At 31.7% G+C, this 25,654-nt stretch carries 19 protein-coding genes; all 19 read left to right on the top strand.

What is annotated here, in order from left to right; all coding sequences use genetic code 11:
• Positions 1-260 precede the first annotated feature (260 nt).
• The gene (secA, locus tag PLW95_04580; protein HOV21939.1) at positions 261-4,049 is read left to right on the top strand and encodes a preprotein translocase subunit SecA; all 3,789 of its coding nucleotides are present in this window, start codon (positions 261-263) and stop codon (positions 4,047-4,049) included.
• 27 nt (positions 4,050-4,076) lie between these two features.
• Complete coding sequence (gene dnaA, locus PLW95_04575) at positions 4,077-5,372, top strand: chromosomal replication initiator protein DnaA (GenBank protein HOV21938.1); 1,296 nt, start codon at positions 4,077-4,079, stop codon at positions 5,370-5,372.
• Between the two features lie 101 nt (positions 5,373-5,473).
• On the top strand, positions 5,474-6,571 hold the full coding sequence (gene dnaN, locus PLW95_04570) for a DNA polymerase III subunit beta (protein ID HOV21937.1): 1,098 nt from the start codon (positions 5,474-5,476) through the stop codon (positions 6,569-6,571).
• Positions 6,568-6,843 carry a DciA family protein gene (locus PLW95_04565; GenBank protein HOV21936.1) on the top strand — a complete coding sequence of 92 codons (276 nt, stop codon included), beginning with the start codon at positions 6,568-6,570 and terminating at the stop codon, positions 6,841-6,843. Before dnaN ends, PLW95_04565 begins: the two co-directional genes overlap by 4 nt.
• Positions 6,844-7,262: 419 nt before the next feature.
• Complete coding sequence (locus tag PLW95_04560; GenBank protein HOV21935.1) at positions 7,263-8,843, top strand: hypothetical protein; 1,581 nt, start codon at positions 7,263-7,265, stop codon at positions 8,841-8,843.
• A gap of 320 nt (positions 8,844-9,163) precedes the next feature.
• Positions 9,164-10,036: a 4-hydroxy-tetrahydrodipicolinate synthase gene (gene dapA, locus PLW95_04555; protein HOV21934.1), complete on the top strand. Its 873-nt coding sequence runs from the start codon at positions 9,164-9,166 to the stop codon at positions 10,034-10,036.
• Complete coding sequence (gene accD, locus PLW95_04550) at positions 10,036-10,875, top strand: acetyl-CoA carboxylase, carboxyltransferase subunit beta (protein HOV21933.1); 840 nt, start codon at positions 10,036-10,038, stop codon at positions 10,873-10,875. The genes dapA and accD overlap by 1 nt, the downstream gene beginning before the upstream one ends.
• Positions 10,872-12,143, top strand: a complete 1,272-nt coding sequence (locus tag PLW95_04545; protein HOV21932.1) for a folylpolyglutamate synthase/dihydrofolate synthase family protein — start codon at positions 10,872-10,874, stop codon at positions 12,141-12,143. The genes accD and PLW95_04545 overlap by 4 nt, the downstream gene beginning before the upstream one ends.
• Positions 12,144-12,719: 576 nt before the next feature.
• Positions 12,720-14,570 (top strand): tRNA uridine-5-carboxymethylaminomethyl(34) synthesis enzyme MnmG, encoded by a 1,851-nt coding sequence (gene mnmG, locus PLW95_04540; GenBank protein ID HOV21931.1) that lies wholly within the window; start codon positions 12,720-12,722, stop codon positions 14,568-14,570.
• Positions 14,545-15,462, top strand: a complete 918-nt coding sequence (locus PLW95_04535) for a TIGR01212 family radical SAM protein (protein ID HOV21930.1) — start codon at positions 14,545-14,547, stop codon at positions 15,460-15,462. Before mnmG ends, PLW95_04535 begins: the two co-directional genes overlap by 26 nt.
• Before the next feature lie 66 nt (positions 15,463-15,528).
• Positions 15,529-16,230, top strand: a complete 702-nt coding sequence (locus PLW95_04530; protein HOV21929.1) for a GAF and ANTAR domain-containing protein — start codon at positions 15,529-15,531, stop codon at positions 16,228-16,230.
• Between the two features lies 1 nt (position 16,231).
• Positions 16,232-17,611, top strand: coding sequence for an amidophosphoribosyltransferase (gene purF, locus PLW95_04525; protein ID HOV21928.1), 1,380 nt, complete (start codon positions 16,232-16,234; stop codon positions 17,609-17,611).
• 445 nt (positions 17,612-18,056) lie between these two features.
• Positions 18,057-19,124 (top strand): glutamine-hydrolyzing carbamoyl-phosphate synthase small subunit, encoded by a 1,068-nt coding sequence (gene carA / locus PLW95_04520; protein HOV21927.1) that lies wholly within the window; start codon positions 18,057-18,059, stop codon positions 19,122-19,124.
• Positions 19,125-19,831: 707 nt separating this feature from the next.
• On the top strand, positions 19,832-21,454 hold the full coding sequence (gene carB, locus PLW95_04515; protein ID HOV21926.1) for a carbamoyl-phosphate synthase large subunit: 1,623 nt from the start codon (positions 19,832-19,834) through the stop codon (positions 21,452-21,454).
• A 281-nt stretch (positions 21,455-21,735) separates the two neighbouring features.
• Positions 21,736-22,236, top strand: coding sequence for a DUF2242 domain-containing protein (locus PLW95_04510; GenBank protein ID HOV21925.1), 501 nt, complete (start codon positions 21,736-21,738; stop codon positions 22,234-22,236).
• A gap of 836 nt (positions 22,237-23,072) precedes the next feature.
• On the top strand, positions 23,073-24,380 hold the full coding sequence (locus PLW95_04505) for an alginate export family protein (protein ID HOV21924.1): 1,308 nt from the start codon (positions 23,073-23,075) through the stop codon (positions 24,378-24,380).
• Between the two features lie 153 nt (positions 24,381-24,533).
• Positions 24,534-24,731, top strand: a complete 198-nt coding sequence (locus PLW95_04500; protein HOV21923.1) for a hypothetical protein — start codon at positions 24,534-24,536, stop codon at positions 24,729-24,731.
• Between the two features lie 24 nt (positions 24,732-24,755).
• Positions 24,756-25,184, top strand: a complete 429-nt coding sequence (locus PLW95_04495) for a nucleotidyltransferase domain-containing protein (protein HOV21922.1) — start codon at positions 24,756-24,758, stop codon at positions 25,182-25,184.
• Positions 25,184-25,645: a DUF86 domain-containing protein gene (locus tag PLW95_04490; protein ID HOV21921.1), complete on the top strand. Its 462-nt coding sequence runs from the start codon at positions 25,184-25,186 to the stop codon at positions 25,643-25,645. Before PLW95_04495 ends, PLW95_04490 begins: the two co-directional genes overlap by 1 nt.
• Positions 25,646-25,654: the final 9 nt, after the last annotated feature.

Genomic DNA, 25,654 nt, shown 5'->3' with positions numbered 1-25,654 from the left:
GGGTAGGGCTGGTTCGTATGCTTTCCTTAAACTGCCTGTGTAGAACAATCCCCCTACCCCGTTGTGCTATCTGGAAGACGATAACGCACCAACTCTGAGGCACAAGGTAAGCAACTTTAGTCGGTAGCAGTTGTGCTATCTGGGAAACGATAACGCACCAACTCTGCTTTGCTACCCTTTGCTTCTTTAGTCGGTTTACAAAGGGAGGCAGAGGGGATTCGTTGCTAATTTTGTTTATTGCATTTTTACAGGAGATAGGAATGGAATATTATGAAGACCTTTTAGAAAAACTTAAAATTTTAAATCCTGGAACAAAGTATTTTATCAATAGAATATTTAATAAAGAGAAATATTCTTTTCTTAATGAATGTATTACCCTCTTAAAGCAAATAAATGAGAAAGAGGGAGAAGTTGCCAATATGACAAAACAGCAAATGAGGGGAAAAACAGAAGAATTCAGGAAAAGAATATCTGATGGAGAGCCGGTTGATAATTTCATTATTGATGGATTTGCTCTTGTAAGAGAGGCTGCAAAAAGAACTTTAAATATGAGACATTTTGATGTTCAGATTATTGGAGGAATAGTTCTATATAAAGGTAAAATTGCAGAAATGTCAACTGGTGAAGGTAAAACACTTGTTGCAACCTTACCTCTTTACTTAAATGCTCTCCAAGGCAATGGCTGTCATCTTGTAACTGTAAATGATTATTTAGCAAAAAGAGATACTCAATGGATGGGACCAATTTTTGATTATTTAGGACTTTCGGTTGGTTGTATTATTTCTTATAAAGAAGGTAAGGGACTTTCCTCTTCTTCTGCTTTTAAATTTGACCTAACATATCTTCCTGCTGATTCAAGGTTTCTTTATCTTTATCCTGTTGAAAGAAAAAAAGCATACCAATGTGATATAACCTATGGAATAGGAAGTGAGTTTGGATTTGATTATCTCAGAGACAACATGGCTATAAGAAAAGAAGAACAGGTTCAGAGAAAACTTTATTATGCAATAATTGATGAAGTTGACTCTATCCTTATTGATGAAGCAAGAACTCCTCTAATAATTTCAGGACCTTCTGAAGAAAAACCACAACTTTATTATGAAATTGACCGATTGGTAAGAAAACTTGTAAGAGATACAGATTATATTGTTGATGAAGAAGCACAAACTGCTGTTTTAACAGAAGAAGGTATAAGAAAATGTGAAAGGTTATTATCAATTAAAAATCTTTATGATGGAGGTCATACTGAAATAGTACATAAAATAAATCAGGCATTAAAAGGTCATACTTTTTTTAAAAGAGATAAAGAATATGTTGTAAAAGATGGGCAGGTAATAATAGTTGATGAATTCACAGGTAGATTGATGCCAGGGAGAAAATGGAGCGATGGACTTCACCAGGCAATTGAAGCAAAAGAAGGAGTCCCGATTGAAAGCGAGAATCAAACACTTGCAACTATTTCTTTTCAGAATTATTTTAAACTATATGAAAAAATAGCAGGTATGACTGGAACTGCTGTTACAGAAGCAATAGAGTTTAAAGAAATTTATAAATTAGATGTAATTGTTGTTCCAACAAATAAACCACTTAGCAGAACAGAATATAATGATGAAATTTATAGAACTGAAAAAGAAAAATTTATATCAGTTACCAATGAGATAAAACAAATGCATGAAATAGGCAGACCCGTTCTTGTTGGGACGATTTCAATAGAAAAAGCAGAAAAATTAAGTGGATATTTGAGAAGAAATAATATTCCACATAATGTTCTTCACGGAAAAAACCACGAAAGTGAAGCAGGAATAATTGCACAGGCAGGTAAATTTAAAGCAGTAACAATAGCAACACAAATGGCAGGAAGAGGAGTTGATATTATTCTTGGAGGAAATCCTGAAATAATTGCAAGAGAAGAAACAATAAAAACAATATGGAGTAAAAAAGGTAGTAAAGACATTGTTAAAAAAAGTGATTATTCAGATGTCTTAGAGGACTTAGAAAAAGGATATAAAAATAAAATTGATGTGACTGAAAAGGAATATGGAGAAAAACTTTCTTTTTTAAAAAGTTCATTAAATGAAAAAGAAAAAATATATTCTGACTTAGAAGGTAAAGCAAAAGAAATTTTTGAAAAAGAAATTTTTAAGAAAACAATTGAAGCATCTTTTGATAAAATCAACACACGACTTGAAAAATTAAAAGAAAGGTATAAAAACGAGAATTCTTTATTACTTTCTCTTCAAGAAAAGTTCAAAGAAAAACCAGAACGATTAAAAGAACCAAGAGAAACAGCTGGAAAAGCATATAGGGACTATATTCTTTATAAAAAATCCATAAAGAAAAAATATGATATTGTTTTAAAAGAAGATATTGATGAAGAAAGAAACCAGTTGGTAGAAATTTTAGGGAATTTTAAAAATACACCTGATTTTATAAAGAATTTGACAACACAAATTAATAATTATATTGATTCATTAAAAAAATATTCATCTCTTGTTGAAAAAACATATCCTTCTTTAAATCTTGAAAATCAAAAGAAAACAACTGAAAAATATATTGACCTTCTCACCAGATTTATTAAAAACACAACAGAAAAGAAAGAAAATATTGAGCAAATTTATCAGCAATTTGAAAAAGAAGAAGAAAAATTATATGAAAATTACTTAAAGGATTGGGAACAGGCAGAGAAAAAAATTTTTACAGAACACTTTCCAAACCTGCCATCTCTTGAAAAAGAATATCTTTCAATTTTAAACGAGTATGAGCAACTACATAAAAATTATGAAGAAATAATAAAAAAAGAAAGAGATGAATATGAAAAACAAAGAAGGAAAATTGAAGACCAATGGCAAAAAGCAAGAGAAGAATTAGAAAAAAGTCCTGAAGAATTTAAAGAAATATATGAGACATTACTTGAAAAATATAAAAAACCATGGGAAGAAGAACACCAAAAAGTTGTATCACTTGGTGGCTTACATGTTGTAGGGAGTGAAAGATATGAAGCAAGAAGAATTGATAATCAGTTAAAAGGAAGAGCAGGAAGACAGGGGGACCCGGGGTCTTCAAAGTTCTATCTTTCTCTTGAAGATGACCTTTTAAGAATTTTTGGTTCAGAACGTCTTATGGGAATTATGGGAAAAATGCCAGAGGGCGAGAACATTACTCATCCTCTAATAACAAAAATGATAAATAATGCCCAAAAAAAAGTTGAGGGTAGAAATTTTGAAATAAGAAAACAATTAGTTGAATTTGACAATGTTCTAAATGAACAGAGAAATGTTATTTATTCAATCAGACAGGACTTTCTTGAAGGGAGAAATATTGATAATTATATAAGGGAGTTTATTGAGGAAATTATAAATAATCTGTTTGATGAATTTTGTAGTTTAAGTGTTAAATCATTCCAGTGGAATATTGATGGGTTAAAAGTTGCAATAAAAGGAATTTTTAATATAGATGCTGAAATTCCCTCTGTTGAGAACATATCAAATACTGTTGTTTTCAAGGAAAATCTCTTACAGGATATCAAAAACAAAATATTTTCTGTTTTAGAAGAAAAACAAAAAGAAATAGGTCCTTTCTTTTATGAAATACAACGCCTTATCTTTTTACAGGTAATAGATAATAGATGGAAAGCACATTTAAGAGGTATTGATGAGTTAAGAGAAGGAATAAATTTAAGGGTATATGCTCAAAGGGACCCTCTTCTTTCTTATAAACATGAAGGATATCAATTATTTCAACAGATGCTTTCTGCAATTAAACAGGAAGGAATATCTGCAATATTTAATATAAAAGTAAGTGATGAAAAATTTACAATGCATGCTGAAAAACAAAAGGTAAGTGCTGACTTTATACATAAACAATATGAGCAATTTGATACTATAACACAAGAAGGAGAACAACAAGCGATAATCCAAGGACCAAATGCACAGCCACCTGTAATGGTAAAACAAACTCCCGCTGTTTCAGGTAAAAAAATAGGTAGGAATGACCCATGTCCATGTGGAAGTGGTAAAAAATATAAACATTGTTGTGGGAAAAATGAATAAATAAAAGATGTGGAAAAATTGTGGAAAATGGAAAAATTTGAGGTGGAAAACCTCTCTCAACATATTTTTAATAATATAAAAGAACAAATTAACAATCCAAGAGGTTATGATATATGGATTAAACCAGTAAAAATCATTGATTTTGATGGTGAAATTTTACATATTCAAATTCCCAATAGAGCATTTTATCGGGGATTTTTCCCATTTCTTGAAATAATAAAAGAGGAATTTTCAAAATTATATGGTTTTTACCCAAAAATAGATATATCTTATGGAGAAGAGGAAAAAAGTGATAGGAAACTTCTTGAAATTAATTTGAACCCAGAATATACATTTGAAAATTTTATTGTTGGTCCCTGTAATCGTCTTGCTCATGCTGCTGCTTTAGCAGTTGCTCAATCACCTGGCATTGCATACAATCCTCTTTTTATATATGGAAAAGTTGGATTAGGAAAAACACATCTAATGCAAGCAATAGGTCATTATATCAAGAACAGAAGTGATTTAAAAATGGCTTATATCCCTGCTGAATTCTTTGTAAATGAATATATCCAAAGTATTAAAAATAAAACAACTTACAATTTCAGAAATAAATTTAGAAATTTAGATTTCCTGCTGATTGATGATATCCATTTTATTGCTGGGAAAGGTGGTTCCCAGGAAGAGTTTTTTCATACATTTAACTTTCTCTATGATAATAAAAAACAAATGATTTTATCAAGTGATAGACCTCCAAAAGAAATTACTGCTATTGAAGAAAGAATAATATCAAGGTTTGAATGGGGACTTGTTGTTGACCTTCAACCCCCTGATTTTGAAACAAGAGTTGCAATATTAAAGAAGAAAGCCGAAATTAGAAATATTGTAATAAATGATGATATAATATTTCTAATTGCAGAAAAAGTTGAAGATAACATCAGAGTTCTTGAAGGGATATTAAATAGAATACTTGCTCTTTCAAAACTTACCAATAGTGAAATAAATGAAGAATTAGTAAATGAGATTATTGACGGATTTAAAAGAAAAGGAAAAAGAAAAATTACTCTTGAAACAATAATGGAAATGGTTTGTAATTATTTTAATATATCTGAAAAAGAAATTAAAAGTGGAAAAAGAATTAAAAATATACTAATACCAAGGCAAATTGCAATGTATTTAGCAAGGGACTTAACTACCTCTTCATTAAATTCAATAGGAGAATTTTTTGGTATAAAAGACCATACAACTGTTATCAACGCTTGCAAAAAAGTTAAGAAACTTATTGAAAATGATACATATATAAAAAACAGTGTTGAAAATATTAAAAGGGGGTTAAGTGTATAAATTTTCCACAGGTTTTCCACAATATAAGTACTTGAGAATAAATAACTTAAATACAAAATACAACAAAAAAACAATAATTATGATTATTAATGGAGGTAAAAATGGAAATAATAATAAATAGTAGGGAATTGGATAGTGTTTTAAATTGTGTTTCTAAAATTCTTCCTTCAAAATCATCAATGGAAATTTTATCTGGAATTTTAATTGAAGGAAAAGATGAATTAAGTTTTATTTCAACAGATCTTGAAAATACTATAAAGGTTTCTTTAAAATGTCAATTCAAAAAGGGGTCAATTTTAATTCCCGGAAAACAATTTATTTCTCTTATTAAACAAATACCTGATGAAGAAATTAAAATAGAAGAAAAAGAAAATGAAGTGGAGATAAGTAATGAAAATATAAAATACAGATTTATAACAATGAATGCCGATGATTTTCCCCGCATTTCAAAAATATCTTCTAATGTAAGTTTTAATATACCTGGAAATATATTAAAAGATGCAATTGATAAAATTAAATTTTGTGTTAATCCAAATGAACAAAAGCCATATTTTAGAGGAGGACTTTTAGAAATAAAAGAGAATAACATAAACTTAATAGGCACTGATGGAAGACGACTTTCTTTAAGTAAGGCAGAATTAGAAAGCACCCCTTCTCCCAAAATAAAAGTTCTTCTCTCTTTTAAACTCTTAAATATATTAACAGACCTATTAACTGATGAACTAACAGAAATTTCAGTTGGTAAAAATCAAATTACTTTTAAATTTTCCAATATTCTTCTTATATCTCAATTATTAGCAGGAGTGGAGGATTTTCCTGAATATGATGTAGTTATTCCTGATGAAAAAAAATGTCAAATTGCTATTATTGACAAAGATAAATTTCTTTCATGTCTTAAAAGAATATCCCTTTTTACAAGTGAAAGATATAATAAATTAAAAATTACTTTAAATAAAGGAATAATAATGGTCTCTGTTGTTTCTCCTGAAATTGGTCAGGGACAGGAAAAATTTGAAATTGGGTATGATGGAGAAGAAATGAACTTTGCTTTCTTTCCTGAATTTTTAATTGATTTTTTACAAAAAGTCAATGAAGAAAAAATGGTCTTTGCTTTTACTGATAAAAAAGCACCTGTTTTAATGAGACCACAACTTAATAATAACTTTTTGTATGTTACAATGCCTTTGAAAATAGAATGATAGAGAAAATTGGGGATATAACAAAAAGGATTGTAGATATATGGAAAACAGAAGATAAAAACAGAGAAATTGATATTGATGTTCTATGGAACAGAATAATAGACGATAATTTACAGGGACATACTTATGTAAATGGTATGAAAAATAACATACTTTACATTAAAGTTGATTCAAGTTGTTATCTATCTCTTCTTAATATGAAAAAAAAGGAAATTTTAAAAAAAATAAAAGATAATGGTTTTTCAATAAAAAAAATTGTTGTAAAATTATAATGTGGATAAGAAAATCTTTCTTCTTCTCTCCGCCACTGATACGTTGGGGGACTATCGCACTAAGACATTGAGGGACATGCCTTGTTAAAAGAAGGAGTTTCTTCTCTCTTTATTAAACCGACTAAGGAAGCAAAGGGTAGCAGGGCAGAGTTGGTGCGTCATTTCCCCCTTTTACAAAGGGGGTAGGGGGATTTCAGATAGTCCAACGGGATAGAGAGGGATTTTATAAAGAGGGGTAAGGCTCGCCCGTTGGGCTACGCCCAGAGGGGGAGATTTCAAAAGGGGATGGGTTAAAGAAGGAAGAGAAACAAAAAAAGAGGATGGATATAAATACTTATAAAAATCTTAAAAGACAAAGAAATGCATTATAAAAGCTATAGCCAATTTTGGCAGTACCCCAAAATACAAGTGGGGAAAAAATGAAAGAGACATTTTTGTGTTTAGATGTTGAATCTTCTTTTTTCGGTTTATATGAAAAACTTCGTTCCATAGTTGCAAATGATAGTCGCGTTTATCACTCTAAAAATGAATTTATTCGAACAAACCCTCATTGGGTAAGAGACCATATTCATGAGATGAAAGGATATATTTACTGGCAAAAAGAAATCCGAAGTTTTTTAGATTTAATTCTTAAGAACCAAAACAACAAAGGTTTTTTTTATGAAATTTTTGCTCCATTTAATAGCCCAATTGCCGGCCATTTAAACTTTGTAGGTGGCGATTGTAGAGTCCTTTTTCCAGATTTAGGATATGGATTAGTTAGATTGGAAGTTGAAGCAGATATAGAGTATTTAATAGTAGAGGGAGTTCATCGTATTTGGCAAGCAACTGGAGATACAAAATGGTTAGAGAAAAATCTAAATCATCTTGAGAAAGGTATAAAATACTGTCTTTCAGACCCTAAACGATGGGATAATAAATACAAACTTATGAAACGTCCAAGGACTATTGATACATGGGATTTTATTAATAGACCTGATACTGGGATTAACCGCCGTATTCTTCCTGACGATCCAATGGGTATTATGCATGGTGATAATTCAGGACTTTATGCTGCAATGATACAATTATCAAAAATGTTTGAAATTTGTGGACAAGAAAGAAAATCATCTTTTTGGAAAGAAAGAGCAGAAGAATTAAGAGGAAGAGCCAACATTACCCTATGGAACGGTAAATTTTATATTCACCATTTACCATTAGATAATGCCTTCTATGGAGTAGATGAAAGAGAACAATTAAGCCTTTCTAATGCTTATGATATAAATCGTGGTCTTCCAACTCATAAAATGGCTGTTTCTATTTTAGATGAATACCAAAAACTTAGGGATTTACTAAAAGGTGAGTATTTTGCAGAATGGTTTAGTTTATATCCACCATATCCTCAATTTTATACTTATTCAGCCGGCAGTTATATCAATGGTGGTATTGCTTCTTTTGTTGCTGGTGAATTAGCACATGCTGCGTTTCAACATGGAAGAGAAGAATATGCTGTAGATATTCTTAAAAGAATTGCTAAGAAAATAAATGAAGATGGGACTCTTTATTTTCTCTATACCAAAGATGGAAAAAATCAGGGAGGAGGGCCCTCTGGTTGGGGAGCAGCATCATTAATTTATGCTTTGATTGAAGGATTAGCAGGAATAGATGACCAAAAGTGTTCTTACGAAAAAGTAAAAATTTCTCCTCGGTGGGTATCTGCGGATGAAAAATATGCTCATATCAAAATTGTTTATGGTCCATCAGATAATACATTAGAGTATGATTTCCGTTGGGATAAGGAAGCGAAAATAATATATTTAAAACTTTATCCTGGCCCAAAAGAAGTTGAATGGAATATTTTATTACCACCTAATTATTCCTTAGAAAAAGTTGAGAGAAATAAAAAAATTATTCCATTCAAATTAGCAAATGTGGAGAAAAGCAAATATACAGTAATAAAAAATAATGTAGTACCAGCAAAAGGAGAATTTCTTACATTATTTTTACAAGAAACCTTATAATTCTTATTTTTTTCTAAAAAGTTGTGATAATATTTAGTAAAACTTTAATATTCATTCAACTTCGTTCATACTTCAGTAGTGAGTGAAGGGAGATATTAAGGTTGAGACTGAAAATTTTGTATAATAAAGCGAAAAAAGGAGGGACATTCTTCCTTCGGTTCTTTTATGAACTAGGAGAATATGGTCCTCTCCTATTTCCCCTGACCAACTTAAAAAGTTTTCAATTATCTTTTTATTTATTTTACTACTTTTTTAAAATATTTTATCCTATAAGGAGTGATGTTTGGATGGTGTGAAAGAATCTTAAAAAGGAGGAAATTATGTTTTATGGTTCAATAGTTGCAATTGTAACACCTATAAAAAACGGGCAGATTGATAAGGAAAGTTATAAGAAACTTGTTGAATTTCATCTTAAAAATGGGACAGATGGAATTGTTACCTGTGGTTGTACAGGAGAACCAGCAACTCTTTCTATGGAAGAACATAAACAACTTATAAAATTTACAGTAGATATTGTAGACAAGAAAATTCCTGTAATTGCAGGCACAGGGTCAAATAATACAAAAGAATCACTTGAACTTACTTCATTTGCAAAAGAAGTTGGATGTGATGGATGTCTTCTGATAACTCCATATTATAATAAACCAACTCAAAAGGGACTATATCTTCATTATAAAACAATTGCAGAAAGTGTTGATATTCCTATAATTTTATACAATGTCCCATCAAGAACAGGTATTTCTATATCTCCAGAAACAGTCGCAGAACTTTCAAAAATTAAAAATATTGTTGGAATAAAAGAAGCAAGTGGAAATTTTGACCAGATTTATAACATTATATCCTTAGTTGATAAGGATTTTGTTGTCTTGTCAGGAGATGATGCATTAACCTTGCCAATTATTGCAGTCGGAGGGAAAGGAGTTGTTTCTGTTGCAGCAAATATTGTTCCAAAAGAAGTGGCAGATATGGTGAAGTCTGCTTTAAATGGACAAATGAAAAAGGCAAGAGAAATCCATTATAAACTTTATCCAATTTTCAAAGTCCTTTTTATAGAAACAAACCCAATTCCTGTTAAAACATCTCTATCTCTTATGGGAATGATAAAGGATGAATGGCGTCTTCCATTAACACCTCCTTCTGATGAGAATTTTCAAAAAATAAAAGAAACCCTTAAAAAATATGGAGTAATATAATGTTCAGGAGAAAAAAATTTACTGAAATTTCACCAAAGGAAAAAGTTGAAATAAAAAAGGAGATGTGGATTAAATGTGATAATTGCGGGAAGATGGTGTACAAAAAGACATGGGAAGAAAAGCAAAAAATTTGTCCTTCTTGCGGTAAATATTCAAGATTAACTGCTTATGAAAGAATAAGAGCAATTGCAGATGAGAATACATTTAAAGAGTTATGGAAAGATATGGTATCAGGAGACCCTTTAAATTTTGTTGGTATTAAACCATATAAAGAGAAATTGAAAGAAGATATGGAAAAGACAAGATTAAATGAAGGACTTGTAGTTGGTGAATGTAAAATAGAGAGTATTCCATCAGTCCTATCTGTTCTTGACCCTCATTTTATAATGGGAAGTATGGGGGCTGTTGTTGGAGAGAAATTCACAAAGGGATGTGAGTATGCAATTGCCAGTGGATTTCCTTTTATATGTATTTCAGGTGGTGGTGGAGGAGCAAGAATGTATGAAGGAATAATTTCATTGATGCAAATGGCAAAAACATCATCAGCAGTTGGTAGATTGAAAGAGAAAGGGATTTTATATATTTCTGTTCTGACAGACCCAACAATGGGAGGAGTGGCAGCAAGTTTTGCTTTTCTTGGGGATATAATTATTGCTGAACCAGGAGCATTAATTGGTTTCGCAGGACCAAGGGTTATTGAACAAACAATAAAACAAAAACTTCCTCCCGGTTTTCAAACATCTGAATTTCTTTACCAGCATGGAATGATTGATATGATAGTTAAAAGAGATGAATTAAAAGAGACAATTTCAAAAATTCTTAAAGTTTTCTTCACATGAAAAACATTTCTGAACTTCAATTCCTTGAAAATTTATCTGATTTTGGGATAAAATTAGGGCTTGATAAAATAAAATTTATTCTTGAAAAATTAGGCAGCCCACACCTAAAATATCCTTCAATATTAGTAGGTGGTACAAATGGAAAAGGGAGTGTTTGTAAATGTCTTTCTGAAATTACAAGGGAAAGTGGATATAAAACAGGACTATACACAAGTCCTCATCTTGTTGATGTAAAAGAGAGAATAGTAGTTAATGGGGAAAAAATAACTGATGAGGAATTTATTGAAAAAATAAAACAGGTACGAAGAATTATTGAAAAATTACCTTATCATATGTATCCAACATATTTTGAGACATTAACTGCAATTGCCTTTCTTTATTTTTATGAGAAAGGGATTGATATTGCTGTTTGTGAAGTTGGTCTTGGAGGAAGATTTGATGCAACAAATGTTCTGCCATCTGAAATAAATGTAATTACAGAAATTGGGCTTGAACATACAAAATTATTGGGAAAAACATATGAATCAATTGCAGGGGAAAAGGCAGGAATAATAAAAGAAGGTTCATTGGTAGTCGTTTCAAAACAAAGAAAAGAAGTTGAAAAAGTAATAAAAGAAAAATGTAAGCAAAGAAAAGCAAAAATTTATTTTTATGGGAAGGACTTCAAATCAATAAAAAGAGAAGAATCAATTGATGGAATTGTTTTTGATTTTTATGGAAAAGAAAATTTTAAAAATGTAAAAACAAAAATAATTGGTTCTCATCAGATTGAGAATTTATCACTTGCAATACAATCATCCCTACTTTTGAGAAAAAAGGGGTTTAAAGTAAAAAAAGAAAACATATATTCTGCACTTGAAAATTTACATTGGGAAGGTCGTTTTGAAATTTTAAAAAAGGACCCATTTATTATATTTGATGGAGCACATAATCCTGATGGAGTGAAGGTTTTGATAAAAAATTTAAAAAAATACTTCCCTTTTAAATTAAAACTTCTTATCGGGATTCTTAAAGATAAGGACTATACTAAAATGCTTTCATATGTTTCTAAATATAATCCAGAAGAAATTGTTTTTACAACTCCTGAAACAGAAAGGGCATTGGACCCGGAAATTCTTTCTAATTATATGAAAAAAAGTAATACCAAAATAAAAGTAATAAAAGATGTTAATAATGCAATGGAATATATAAAAAAAACAGGAGACAGTTGGTGCATATTTGGTTCTCTTTACCTTTATTCTTCTGTCAATGTTAACTTACGAAGTTAACAAGTCATTGAAAATCAATAACTTAGTGTCTGAGAATATAAAGTAATATTGTAATGTATTAGCGTCAGAAAGTTTTTCCCTTCTCCCCTCCGCCACAAAATTCGCCACATTCGCCTATCATTGCGAATCCGCTGCGATTTTTGGCGGAAAGATGGACGGGCAGGCTTTTACAAAGGAAGGGGTAACTTCTTCAAAAAATATTTCCCCTCTTTAGAAAAGAGGGGTGAGGGGAGATTTGCCAAGCACAACGGGGATTGAAGGGGGATTTTTAAAGCCCCCTCACCTCATCCCCTCGGGCGTAGCCCTACGGGCGAGCCTCTCCCCAGCGGGGAGAGGGGAGAAGAAGAGAGGGATATTTCCTTCTCCCCAACGGGGAGAAGGAAAGGATGAGGGGGCAAGTATTTTCCCCTTTATTAAACCGACTAAAGAAGCGAGGGGTAGCAAAGCAGAGTTGGTGCGTCATCGTTTCTCAGATAGCACAACGGGGATTAGAGGGGGATTGTTCTACACAGGCCGAGGCTCACCCTTCTTTACAAAAGATGGTATGAGACGAAATATAAACGGGGCAAATATTATATGGAAAAATTTGATATTATTGTTATTGGTGGAGGACATGCAGGAATAGAAGCATCTCTATCTTCTTCTCGTTTAGGGTTATCAACTGCTTTAATCACATTTACAAAAGATAAAATTGGCTTTATGTCCTGTAATCCTGCTATTGGAGGAGTTGGAAAAGGGCAGATTGTAAAAGAGGTGGATGCATTAGGTGGACAAATGGCAAAAACAACTGATGCTGTTGGAATCCAGTTCAGAATTCTAAATAAGTCAAAGGGCCCTGCTGTATGGTCTTCAAGGGCACAGGTAGATAGGGATAATTATGCAAAATATATGCAGGATATAATTGAAAAAGAAAAAAATATAAAAGTGATTGAAGGTGAATGTACCTATCTTTTGATAAAAGAGAATAATGTCTACGGAATAGAAATAAACAATGAAATTAAAATAGAAGGCAAAGTAGTTGTTTTAACACCAGGGACTTTTTTAAATGGGCTTATTCATATTGGACTTGAAAGTTTTCCCGCTGGTAGAATTGAAGAAAAAAAAGTAAGCAAAAAACTATCTATTCAACTAAAAAACATTGGTTTTAAAATGTTAAGATTTAAAACAGGAACTTGTGCCCGACTTGATGGGAACACAATAAATTTTGATATATTAAAAAAACAGGAAGGAGATACCCCCCCTATTCCTTTTTCTTTTTCAACAGAAAAAATTGAAATAGAACAACTTCCCTGTTATATTACCTATACAAACGAAAAAACACATAAAATCATAAGAGAAAACCTTGATAGGTCCCCTCTTTTTACAGGAAAAATTACAGGTATTGGTGTGAGATATTGCCCATCAATTGAAGATAAAATAGTGAAATTTCCACATCATCAAAGTCATCATGTTTTTTTAGAGCCAGAAGGCAAAAATACTTCTTTGATATATCCTAATGGCATTTCAACAAGTTTGCCTGTGGATGTTCAGGATGACTTTATAAGGACAATTCCGGGTCTTGAAAATGTAAAAATTATAAGATATGGTTATGGAATTGAACATGATGTTGTTGAACCAACTTGTTTATATCCAACTCTTGAAACAAAGTTAGTTAGGAATTTGTTTTTTGCAGGACAGATAAATGGAACAACTGGATATGAAGAAGCAGCAGGTCAAGGTTTAATTGCTGGAATAAATGCATCTTTGAAAGTAAAAGGGCAGAAAATGATTACTTTGAATAGAACAAATTCTTATATTGGTGTCTTAATTGATGACCTTACAACAAAAGGAACAAATGAGCCATATAGGATGTTCACCTCTCGTGTTGAATACCGTCTTCTTTTAAGAGAAGATAATGCAGACATAAGATTAAGAGAGACAGGATATAAAATTGGACTTGTTCGTAAAGAGGAATGGGAAAAAACAAGAGAGAAAAAAGAGAAGGTGAAAGAAATAATAAAAAAGATAAAGACAAAAAAAATAAAAGTTGAAAATGGGAAAATTACACTTTTTGAATATCTAAAAAGGGCAGGTGTTAAATTATCTGATTTTGATGAGTTTAAAAGTTATCCAGAAAAGGTTCTTTTTGAAACAGAAGTTGAAGTTAAATATTCACCATACATAAAAAAACAATTAAAAGAAATAAGGGAATTTAAAAATTTAGAAAAAATCAAAATACCTGAAGATATGAATTATAATGAAATACCAGGATTGTCTCTTGAAATAAGAGAAAAACTGTCAAAATTTAAACCATTAAATTTAGGGCAGGCAAGTAGAATTTCTGGTATTACTCCCTCTGCTATTTCTCTTTTACTTGTCTATCTCCACACCAGGTCTGACAGACCATGTCCTGAGAAAAAAGATGAAAAACACAGAAAGATATTATAAATTCTCAAAATACTTAAAAGAAAAATTTGGAAGTAATGTTTTTAAAATAAGTGTTGATGCTGGATTTACCTGCCCGAATTTAGATGGAACTTTAAGTAAAAATGGGTGTATTTATTGTGATAATTATTCTTTTTCTCCCTCTTTAAGAAAAAAAGGAATATCTCTTGAAGAACAAATTAAAAATGGAATTGAATATGGGGAAAAAAGGTATAAAGCAAAAAAATTTATTGTTTATTTTCAGCCATTTACAAATACTTATGCCCCTGTTAATGTTCTAAAAGAAAAATATGATGTTATAAAAAAGTTTGAAAATATTGTTGGTCTTTCAATAGGAACAAGACCTGATTTTATTGATGAAGAAAAATTAAAATTAATTGAAAGTTATACAGAAAAATATGATGTCTGGATTGAATATGGTTTGCAGACAATTCATAATAAAACACTAAAAATTATAAATAGAAATCATACTTATGAGGACTTTTTACAAGGTATTGAAATGACAAAGAAAAGAAATATAAAAATCTGTTGTCATGTAATTATTGGCCTTCCCGGGGAAACAAAAGAAGATATAATTGAAACGGCAAAAAAATGTGGACAATTACAAATTGACGGAATAAAAATACATCCTCTATATATTGTAAAAGGAACTGAACTTGAAACATTATATAAAGAAGGTAAATACAAACCAATGGAAAGGGATTGGTATATTGAAGTTTTAATTGAATTTTTAAGGTATTTATCTCCTGAGACAGTTATTCAGCGTATAACTGCTGATTGTCCTAATGAACTTCTTGTTGCTCCCCTGTGGCTCAAAAATAAACAAAAATTTCTTAAAATGATTGATGAAGAAATGGAAAGGAGAGATATTTTTCAGGCAGACAGATATGATTGACAGGTAAAAAAGAAAATGATATAAAATAAAGTCAATTTTATGGGAGTGTAATTCTCCACAATAAAAATGAGCACAGGAATTACAAAAAAAGAAATTAAAGCAATATATGAAATCAGTAAAGCAATAACTTCTGATATGTATCTTGAAGATATACTTAAATTGATTGTTTCTGTTACAGCAGAAATTACTGGTTCAAAAATTTGTTCAATTATGCTTGTTGATGAAAAGACAAATACAATAAAAATTAGAGCAACACAATCAATGAGTAATGAATATATAAAAAAAGAACCGCTAAAAATTGGTGAAGGTATAGCAGGAAAAGTTGTTAAAGAAGGGGTACCTATTTATATTGAAGATGTCAGGGAAAGTAGCGAATATAAGTATAGAGATATAGCAAAAACAGAAAAACTTATTTCAATGCTATCAGTCCCTATGAAAGTAAAAAATAAAGTTATAGGTGTCTTAAATATATATACACCTGTTGTTCACAAATTTTCAGAAAAAGAAGTTGAGATTATAAGTTCAATTGCAAATCAGGCAGCGATAGTTATAGAGAACACGGAATTAATGGTAAAAACAAAAATCCTTGAAGAAGAGTTAGAAACAAGGAAAAAAGTTGAAAAAGCAAAAGGGATATTAATGAAGGAATTAGGAATTGATGAAAATGAGGCATTTGAAAAATTAAGAAAGGCAAGTATGGATAAAAGAAAAAGTTTAAGAGAAATTGCTGAAAGTATAATAATTGCTTCTGAAATAAGGGGAAAATAAAATGAAAGAAGATTGTGGAATAGTTGGTATTTACTCAAATGTAAAAGATGCCTATCAGACACTTTATTTTTCACTTTTTGCTCTTCAACATAGAGGGCAGGAAAGTTGTGGAATTGTAATATCTGATGGAAAAAATATTTATCAGAAAAAAGGGATGGGACTTGTTTATGATGTTTTGTTATCTGAAAATTCCAATGAACTTAAAGGATACTATGGAATTGGGCATGTCCGATATTCAACAACTGGAAGTTCAAAAGTAGAAAATACACAACCATTTGTTGCTGATTATAAAGGTAAAACATATGCTATTGCACATAATGGAAACCTGACAAATAGTTATCAATTGAGGAAAAAATTAGAAGAAAATGGAACAATATTTCAAACAACTATGGATACAGAAATAATTATGCATCTAATAGTAAAATCAAAAAAGGATACATTTGAAGGGAAACTTATTGATGCAGTTTTAAAATTAGAAGGTGCTTTTTCTCTTGTTATTTTTACTCCTACCTGTATTTATGCAGTAAAAGACCCTCATGGAATTAGGCCTTTATCACTTGGCAAAATTAATGATGGGTATGTTGTTGCTTCTGAAAGTTGTGCTTTTGACTTGATTGAAGCAAAGTATATAAGAGAAATTGAGGGTGGTGAAATTATAAAAATTGATAAAGAAGGAGTTAAAAGTATAAATTATGGAAAGAAAAAAGATGCAAGGTGTATTTTTGAGTTTATATATTTTGCAAGACCTGATAGTATGGTATTTGGGGAAAGTGTGTATAAAGTAAGGAAAAATTTTGGGATGAAATTGGCAGAAGAATTTCCTTTTGATGGAGATATTGTTATTCCTATTCCTGATTCTGGGAATATTGCTGCAATTGGATTTTCTGAAAAGAAAAAAATTCCTTTTGAAATGGGGATGATAAGAAACCATTACATTGGGAGAACTTTTATTCAGCCATTTCAAACCACAAGAGAAATGCAAGTAAAAATAAAATTGAATCCTGTAAAAGAGATAATAAGAGGTAAAAAAGTAATTGTTATTGAGGACTCTATTGTTAGAGGGACAACAAGCAAATTCAGAATTAAGTCATTAAGAAAAGCAGGAGCAAAAAAAATATATATGGGGGTAAGTTGTCCTCCTATAAAATTCCCGTGTTTCTATGGAATTGATTTTACGACGAGAGAAGAACTTGCTGCTTCAAAAAAAGAAATTGAAGAAATAAGAAAGTCAATCGGGCTTGATGGACTTTATTACATATCGTTAGAAGGCATGCTTTCATCTTCATCTATTTCCCCAGAAGGATTTTGTACTGCATGTTTTACAGGAAAATATCCAATAAAAGTTAAAAATTTTAAAAAAGAACAATTTGAGACAGAATAAATTTTTTCCATTTTGAAAAAATTAAGATAAAAGAACCTGGTTCCCTATGAGAACCGGGTTCTTGAAACAATCGTTCCCCCTTTGACAAACCGACTAAGGAAGCAAAAGATAGCAAGGCAGAGTTGGTGCGTTATCTCCCCCTTTTAATTTCTCCCTTTATAAAAGGGAGATTAAGAGGGATTTGAAGAGCAGAGTTGGTGTGTCATTCCCCTCTTTATAAAAGAGGGGTTAGGCTCGCCCGTAGGGCTACGCCCGAGGGGGAGATTTTTCCAAGCACAACGGGGCAAGGGGGATTTCATCCTTCTCCCTTTGGGGGAGAAGGCTCGCCCGTAGGGCTACGCCCGAGGGTGCAGGATGAGGGGGATTTTAAGAAAGAATAAGATAAAAGGACCTGGTTCTCTGTGAGAACCGGGTTCTTGAAAAGAGGCATTAAGGAAAAAAGAAAATGAAAGGGTATTTAGTAATTGAAGATGGTAGTATCTATGAAGGAGAATGTTTTGGTGTTGAAGGTGAGTCATTTGGGGAATTGGTTTTTAATACAAGTATGACTGGTTATCAGGAAATAATTTATGACCCATCTTATAAAGGGCAAATTGTTGTTATGACATATCCTTTAATAGGAAATTATGGTGTAAATTCCCATGATAGTGAATCATATAAAACACACATAAATGGTTTTGTAGTAAAAGAAAGAAGCAAAATTTATTCAAATTGGAGGGCAGAAAAATCCCTTGAAGAACTTTTTGTTGAAAATAAACTTATAGGAATTGAAGGAATTGACACAAGAGAAGTAACAATAAAATTAAGAGATAAAGGGAATTTAAAGAGTGGCATTTTTACAGGAAAGAGAGATAAAGAAGAGATGCTTGAAAAAGTGAAAATTTCCCCTTCAATAATAGGTAGAGACCTGGTAAAAGATGTCTATCAAAATGAACCATACTGGTGGAATGAAGAAGGGAAATATAAAGTTATTGTAATTGATTGTGGAGTTAAATATAATACATTACGACTATTAAATAATTTAGATATAAAAGTTAAAGTTGTTCCTGCAAATTACCCTTACGAAGAAATTGAAAAAGAAAAACCAGATGGGATAGTAATTTCAAATGGTCCAGGAGACCCTTCTGTTCTTGCTTATGTTATTAACACTGTTTCAAATATTGTTGAAAAATATCCTGTTTTTGGGATTTGTTTAGGGCATCAGATATTAGCACATGTCTTTGGAGGGAAAACATATAAACTAAAATTTGGTCATCATGGAGGTAATCATCCTGTAAAGGACTTAAAGACAGGTAAGGTCTTAATAACTGTTCAGAATCATAATTTTTGTGTTGATATTAACACAATAAAAGGGCAGGATATAGAAATTACACATATAAATTTAAATGATGGGACTCTTGAAGGAATAAAACATAAGAAATTACCTGTTTTTTCTGTTCAATTTCATCCTGAATCTGCACCAGGGCCAAATGATGCAGGATATATTTTCAAAAAATTTTTGGAGTTGTTGTAAATAAATTGAATAAAAAACAGAATTGGTGCTTGTTTTCCCTTTTAATTCTCCCCTTTGACAAAGGGGAGTTAGAGGGGATTTTAATACTTCCCCCTTTAACAAACCGACTAAAGAAGCAAAGGGTAGCAAAGCAGAGTTGGTGCGTCATCGTCTCCCAGATAGCACAACGGGAGTTAGAGGGGATTTTGATACTTCCCCCTTTGTAATTGCTCCCTTTGAAAAAGGGAGATTAAGAGGGATTTGGAGGGGGATTTTAAGAAAGAATAAGATAAAAGGACATGGTTCTCTCCGAAGGCTCGCCCGTTGGGCTACGCCCAGAGGGATCCTTTGGATGTGAGAACCGGGTCCTTGAAACATTAATGTTCCCCTCTTTAGAAAAGCATCTGTCCGACAAGATTTGTGGCGGAATGGGCAAGGGGAGATTTTAATAAAATCCATCCCTACCTTCCCTTTATAAGGGAAGGAGAGATACTTCCCCCTTTAACAAAGGGGGATTTTAAGGGGGATTTCTAAATCCACCCCCACCCTCCTTTTTTAAAGGAGGGAGAGTATTTTCCCCCTTTAACAAAGGCATGTCCGACGCGCTTTTTGGAGGAGGGATAAAGAGGGATTTCATCCTTCTCCCCTCTGGGGAGAAGGGGAGGATGAGGGGGGTTGATGGAGATTTATTTACCTTTTGAAGAAAATTACTGAATAGGAGTTGTTAAATGGGAAAAAGAACTGATATAAAAAAGATAATGCTTATTGGCTCTGGCCCTATTGTTATAGGGCAGGCATGTGAATTTGACTACTCTGGTTCACAGGCATGTAAGGCATTAAGAGAAGAAGGATATGAAATTGTTCTTGTAAATAGTAATCCAGCAACAATAATGACTGATCCTGAAATGGCTCATAAAATTTATTTAGAACCATTAGTCCCGGATATTCTTGAAAAAATAATAGAAAGAGAAAGACCAGATGCATTATTACCGACAATTGGAGGACAAACAGGACTAAATCTTTCTACAACTCTCTATGAAACAGGTGTCCTTCAAAAATTTGGTGTAGAACTTATAGGTGCGAATTATGATGCAATAAAAAAAGCAGAAGATAGAGAATATTTTAAAAATGCAATGAAAAAAATTGGACTTAAAATACCTGAAAGTGGAATTGCACATACAGTTGAAGAAGGCATTGAAATTACAAAAAAAATTGGTTTTCCTGTAATAATAAGACCATCTTATACACTTGGAGGAGCAGGTGGTTCTGTTGCATATAATATTGATGAATTTGAATATTTAGGAGAAAACGGAATTAAATCAAGTTTAATAGGTGAAATTTTAGTTGAACAATCAGTTCTTGGCTGGAAAGAATATGAATTAGAAGTAATGAGAGATAAAAATGACAATGTTATAGTTATATGTTCAATAGAGAACTTTGACCCTATGGGGATACATACAGGAGATAGTATAACAGTTGCTCCTGTTCAAACATTGACTGATAAAGAGTATCAGGTAATGAAAAATGCAGGTATTGATATTATAAGAGAAATAGGAGTTGAAGGTGGGGGGGCAAATATTCAATTTGCAGTCAATCCTGAAAATGGTGAAATGGTTGTAATAGAAATGAATCCAAGGGTTTCAAGAAGTTCTGCACTTGCTTCAAAAGCAACTGGATTTCCTATTGCAAAAATTACTGCTAAACTTGCGGTTGGGTATTTACTTGAAGAAATACCAAATGATATAACAAAAAAAACCCCATCCTGTTTTGAACCATCTATTGACTATTGTGTCGTAAAAATTCCAAAATTCACATTTGAAAAATTCAAAGGAGCAGAGGACATTTTAACAACTTCTATGAAATCAGTTGGAGAAGTTATGTCAATAGGTAGAACTTTTAAAGAAGCATTACAAAAAGCATTAAGAAGTTTAGAAGAAAAATATTTTGGACTTGAAGATATAAATTTAATTGGTGAACTTGAAGAGGGATTAAAAAAACCAAATTCAAAAAGGTTATTCTATATAAAAGAAGCAATTAAAAGAAACTGGACATTAGACAAAATTTATCAACTTACTAAAATTGATAAGTGGTTTCTTTATAATATGTCCGAAATAATTTCAGTTGAAGAAGAAATTAAAAAAACAAAAGGTAAAATTTCTGAAAAACTGATGAAAAAAGCAAAAGAGTATGGATTTTCAGATAGACAGATTGGCAAACTAACAGGAAGGGATGAAAGAGAAATCAGAGACATAAGAGAAAATTATAAAATAGTGGTTGATTATAAACTTGTAGATACCTGTGCAGGAGAATTTGAAGCAGAAACACCATATTATTACTCAACTTACGAATAATACAAATATTATATTATTCAAGGTAGTGTCAAAAAATAGATGAAAGAAAGATGAAAACACCCCTCACTCTCGCCCTCTCCCCATAGGGGAGAGGGTATGGGTGAGGGGGAAATGAACAGGTACCAAAATTCTGGCAGTGACGGAATGGAGATAGTGTCAAAAAAATATATAAAAAAAGGGGAGGGATATAAATACTTATAAAAACCTTAAAAGACAAAGAAATGCATTATAAAAGCTCTTAGCCAATTTTGGCAGTACTGTTGTCCAAAAGAGGAGGAAAAATGAGGGGATTGGATAAGTTAGTAAGTGTTATTCTTGGAATTATGGTTCTGGGAACGGGATGTGCTACTTTCAAACCATCAAAGGAAGTTTTTTCAAACAAAGATATTAATACAAGGATATATAATGCTTCAACAGAGACATGCTGGTTAGCATTAAAACAGACACTTCTAAAAAATAACTTTGCCATAGAAAAAGAAGAAAATCAATCTCAGATACAGGCAACAAAAAGTTTTGAAAAAAAGGCATTAACTGTAAATGTTGTTCTTCAAGTAAATCTTCAACCATATGAAAATGACAGAACGCAGATTTTTCTTAATGCAACCCAGATTACAAAAAAAACTTATACTTCAAGAAGAACAACAATGTTGCTGTTAATCCCAGTACCCACAGGAACAGATGCTTCACAAACACAAACAGAAAAAACAATTGAGGATGAAAAATTTTACAATGCTTTTTTTGACCAGATAGCAGCGGAAATAAAAAATTTAACAGGAAAGTGAGAAAAAACGGAAAGAGAAACTAATATAAGGGCATACGAAATTGATATTAAGCATATAGCAGGAAAATCTTCCTTATGAGGCACTATAATAAGGTAGTAATTTAAAATTAAAAAGTGAAATTGCTTTTTGAGGTAATAAAATATTTAAGAAGAAAATTATTTAATTAAAATCCTATTGACAGGACATTTTTTATAAGGTAAAAATAAGCTGTAAAAGAACCTTGACAATATAAAGAATTTCATAGAATAAAAAAATTAGGAGAGGACAAATTAAGAATAAATGACTTGACAATATAAAAAGAGCAGGTATAATAGAAACAAAGGTCAGTCAACTGTGTTGACTGAAAAGAGAGAGTAGAGTGGCGAGTAGAAGTGCAAGGCACAAAGGCATCTCACCCATTCCCTCTCCCATAGTGGGAGAGGGTTAGGGTGAGGCAAATCCCCCCAATTCCTCCCCTTTATTAAAGGGGGGTTAGAGGGGATTTTTAGGGAGATTTCTAAATCCATCCTAACCTTCCTTTTTCAAAGGAAGGAGTTTCTTCTCCCTTTATTAAAGGGAGATTAAGAGGGATTTCATCCTTCTCCCCGATGGGGAGAAGGTGGGGATGAGGGGGATTTAAAAGAAAGATTAAAGAAACACTTGACAAATTAAAAAGATAGGGTATAATAAAACTAACAACGATTTGCTTTTCTCTCTATGTTTAATATGCCGAAAAGGAGGTGAAAAAAGTGAAAAAAGGCGAAAGCGTAGAGGAGAAAGAAAAGCAGAGACAGAACAACTGACCCGCTTATTATGTCTAAAAGGCGGATGACAATAGATAACAAAAGGAGATAAAAATGAGGAACAAAATATTAAAGGTAATGGCGGTTATATTCGCTGTTGCTTTAATATCACCTTCTTTTGCTGCTGTTGAAAGCGTAAAAGTAGGTGGAGATATAACAATGTATGGGGTTTTAAGACCAAACTTTAATGTTGGACCAGCAAATGAAAAGTCACAAAACTTCTTTCAGACAAGTATAAGGGTATATGTAACTGCTGACCTAACTGACAATGTCCAGGCAATGATACGACTGATTGATGAAATGGATTGGGGTTCTGACCTTGTAGGCAACGATACGAGAGATATTCTTTTAGACCTTGGATATATTAAAGTTACTGACCTTATGATACCTGGACTTACATTGACAGTTGGTAGACAGGAAATTCAGTTTGGAGAGGGATTAGTTGTTGGAAGTGCTTACAATGGATATACCTATGCAAATGATTCACCTATTGCAGCACGCGACCTTGGACTCCAAAAGGCATTTGATGCTATAAGGGCTGATTATGAAGTTGCAACTCTCCCAATTACTTTAACTGTCTTTGGTGCAAAAATTACTGAAGACCAGACATCACTATTCGGGAGGGTTCCAACTGGTGACACTGGTGATAGAAACCTTTATGGGTTGAACATTGGATGGAGACCTGACATTTGTGCCCTTGATGTTTATTATGTAAGAGATGACACACTCCATACAGACCAAAATGTTGATACTGCTGGTTTAAGAGTTACTGGAGAAATACCTGCTGTTGAGAATTTAGGGCTTAAACTTGAATATGCAAAACAATTTGGAGAAGATGCAGCAGGAGATGATAATAAAGGATGGGCGCTTCTTTTTGGAGCCGACTACAAATTTCCAGTGAATATGAATCCTTATGTTAAATTAAACTATAATTTATTCAGTGGAAATGACAATGACAATGATAATGAAAATGAAGGTTGGAGAATGGTTTTCCCATCTAACATTGGTTCAAGAATGGGTCAGGTCTGGTATGCCCTAACTTCGGATCCCAATAATCGCGGTCGTGGAATTAGAGAATCAAATCTTCAGGCAATAAATCTTGGCTTTGGACTGCAGCCAGTTGAAAAAGTAAAACTCGCTTTAGATGCATACTGGCTTAAAGGTGCAGAAGATATAGTAGGTACTGAAGATGATATTGGGACAGAAATTGACTTAGGAATTGAATATCAATATACAGAGGACTTGTCTTTTGGACTTTCTTATGGAATGTTGCTTACCGGAGACCTCTTTGATACAGTACAGTTTGGAAGAGATGATGACAACCCATGGCAACTTCTTGCAACTATGAAACTTGCTTTCTAAGATAAAAAGATGATTTTAAAGGGGCTGGTCTAACGACCAGCCCCTTTTTTTATACCCCCTCTTCTCGGAACTTATTCGCAGAGTTCTACTAAATCCCAAAATATGCTATAATTATTATAAATAATCCAAAATTTATTAATAGGAGAAAATAAAATGAAAGCAATGGTCGAAATAGAAAAAATTGTTGATTTATTAAATTCACTGGATAAAAAAACAAAACAGAAAATTCTTGAAAAGATGCTTATTTCTTATGATGAATCCCCATTATCTCTTGAAGAAAAAAACCTTATAAAAGAAGCAAACGATGATTATAAGAAAGGAAATGTAATAAGATGCAAAATTGGAAAATAAAAAAATATCGGGTATTATATATTTATGGAGAAAATATCTGTAGACCCATCTTTAAAAGAAATTATTAAAAAATTAAATTCTTATTTTAAAACAAAAAAAGAAGTTGCATTTGTATTTCTTTTTGGCTCTTTTGTCCATAACAATATTCATAAAAATTCAGATGTTGATATTGGAATATACTTTTACCCTCAAAAAAATAATATAGAAGTTGAGTCATCAACAAAATATAAAACAGAAAATGAAATATGGCTGGATGTTGAAAGAATATTAAAAAGAGAAGTTGACCTTATTGTTTTGAATCGTGCATCTTCAAAGATATGTTTTAGTGCTTTAAGAGGAATTCCTGTTATAATAAAGGACTGGAAGTTATATTTGAAATTCATGGCAATTGTATCTGACGAAGGTATTAACTATCAGCAAATGGTTATATCCGAATTTAAAAATACATTATAATGAAAGAAGAAATTAAAGAACGACTTATAAATTACTTAAAATTTTTGGAGTCCGAATGGGAGGACTATCATGAGTATGAAAATTTTACATGGGATATTTATTACAAAAATAGAAAGAAAAGAAGAGAAATAGAAAGATGGATTGAAAATGTTTTAAATTCAGTTATTGATATATCAAAAGTTATTATAATATCAGAAGAATATAAATTACCTGAAACATATAAAGAAATGGTTAGATTTTTATCTTTATTTAAACATTTTGAAAAAAGATGTATGGATGGCCTTTCTTCTTATGTCAATTTAAGAAATATTATTACCCATGAATATATTGATATAAAATGGAATTCAATAGAAAATTTTTTAAAAGATAGTAAAAGTTTAATACCAATTTTTATAAATTCTGTTCAAAAATATCTAAAAGAAAAACTAAAAAAGGGTAATGGGGATAGTGTCAAAAAATAGATGAAAGAG

The organism is bacterium, from assembly GCA_035370465.1.
GTDB lineage: Bacteria > Ratteibacteria > UBA8468 > B48-G9 > JAFGKM01 > JAGGVW01.
The sequence above is the reverse complement of the archived record's forward strand: the minus strand, read 5'-3'. Positions and strand labels throughout refer to the sequence as shown.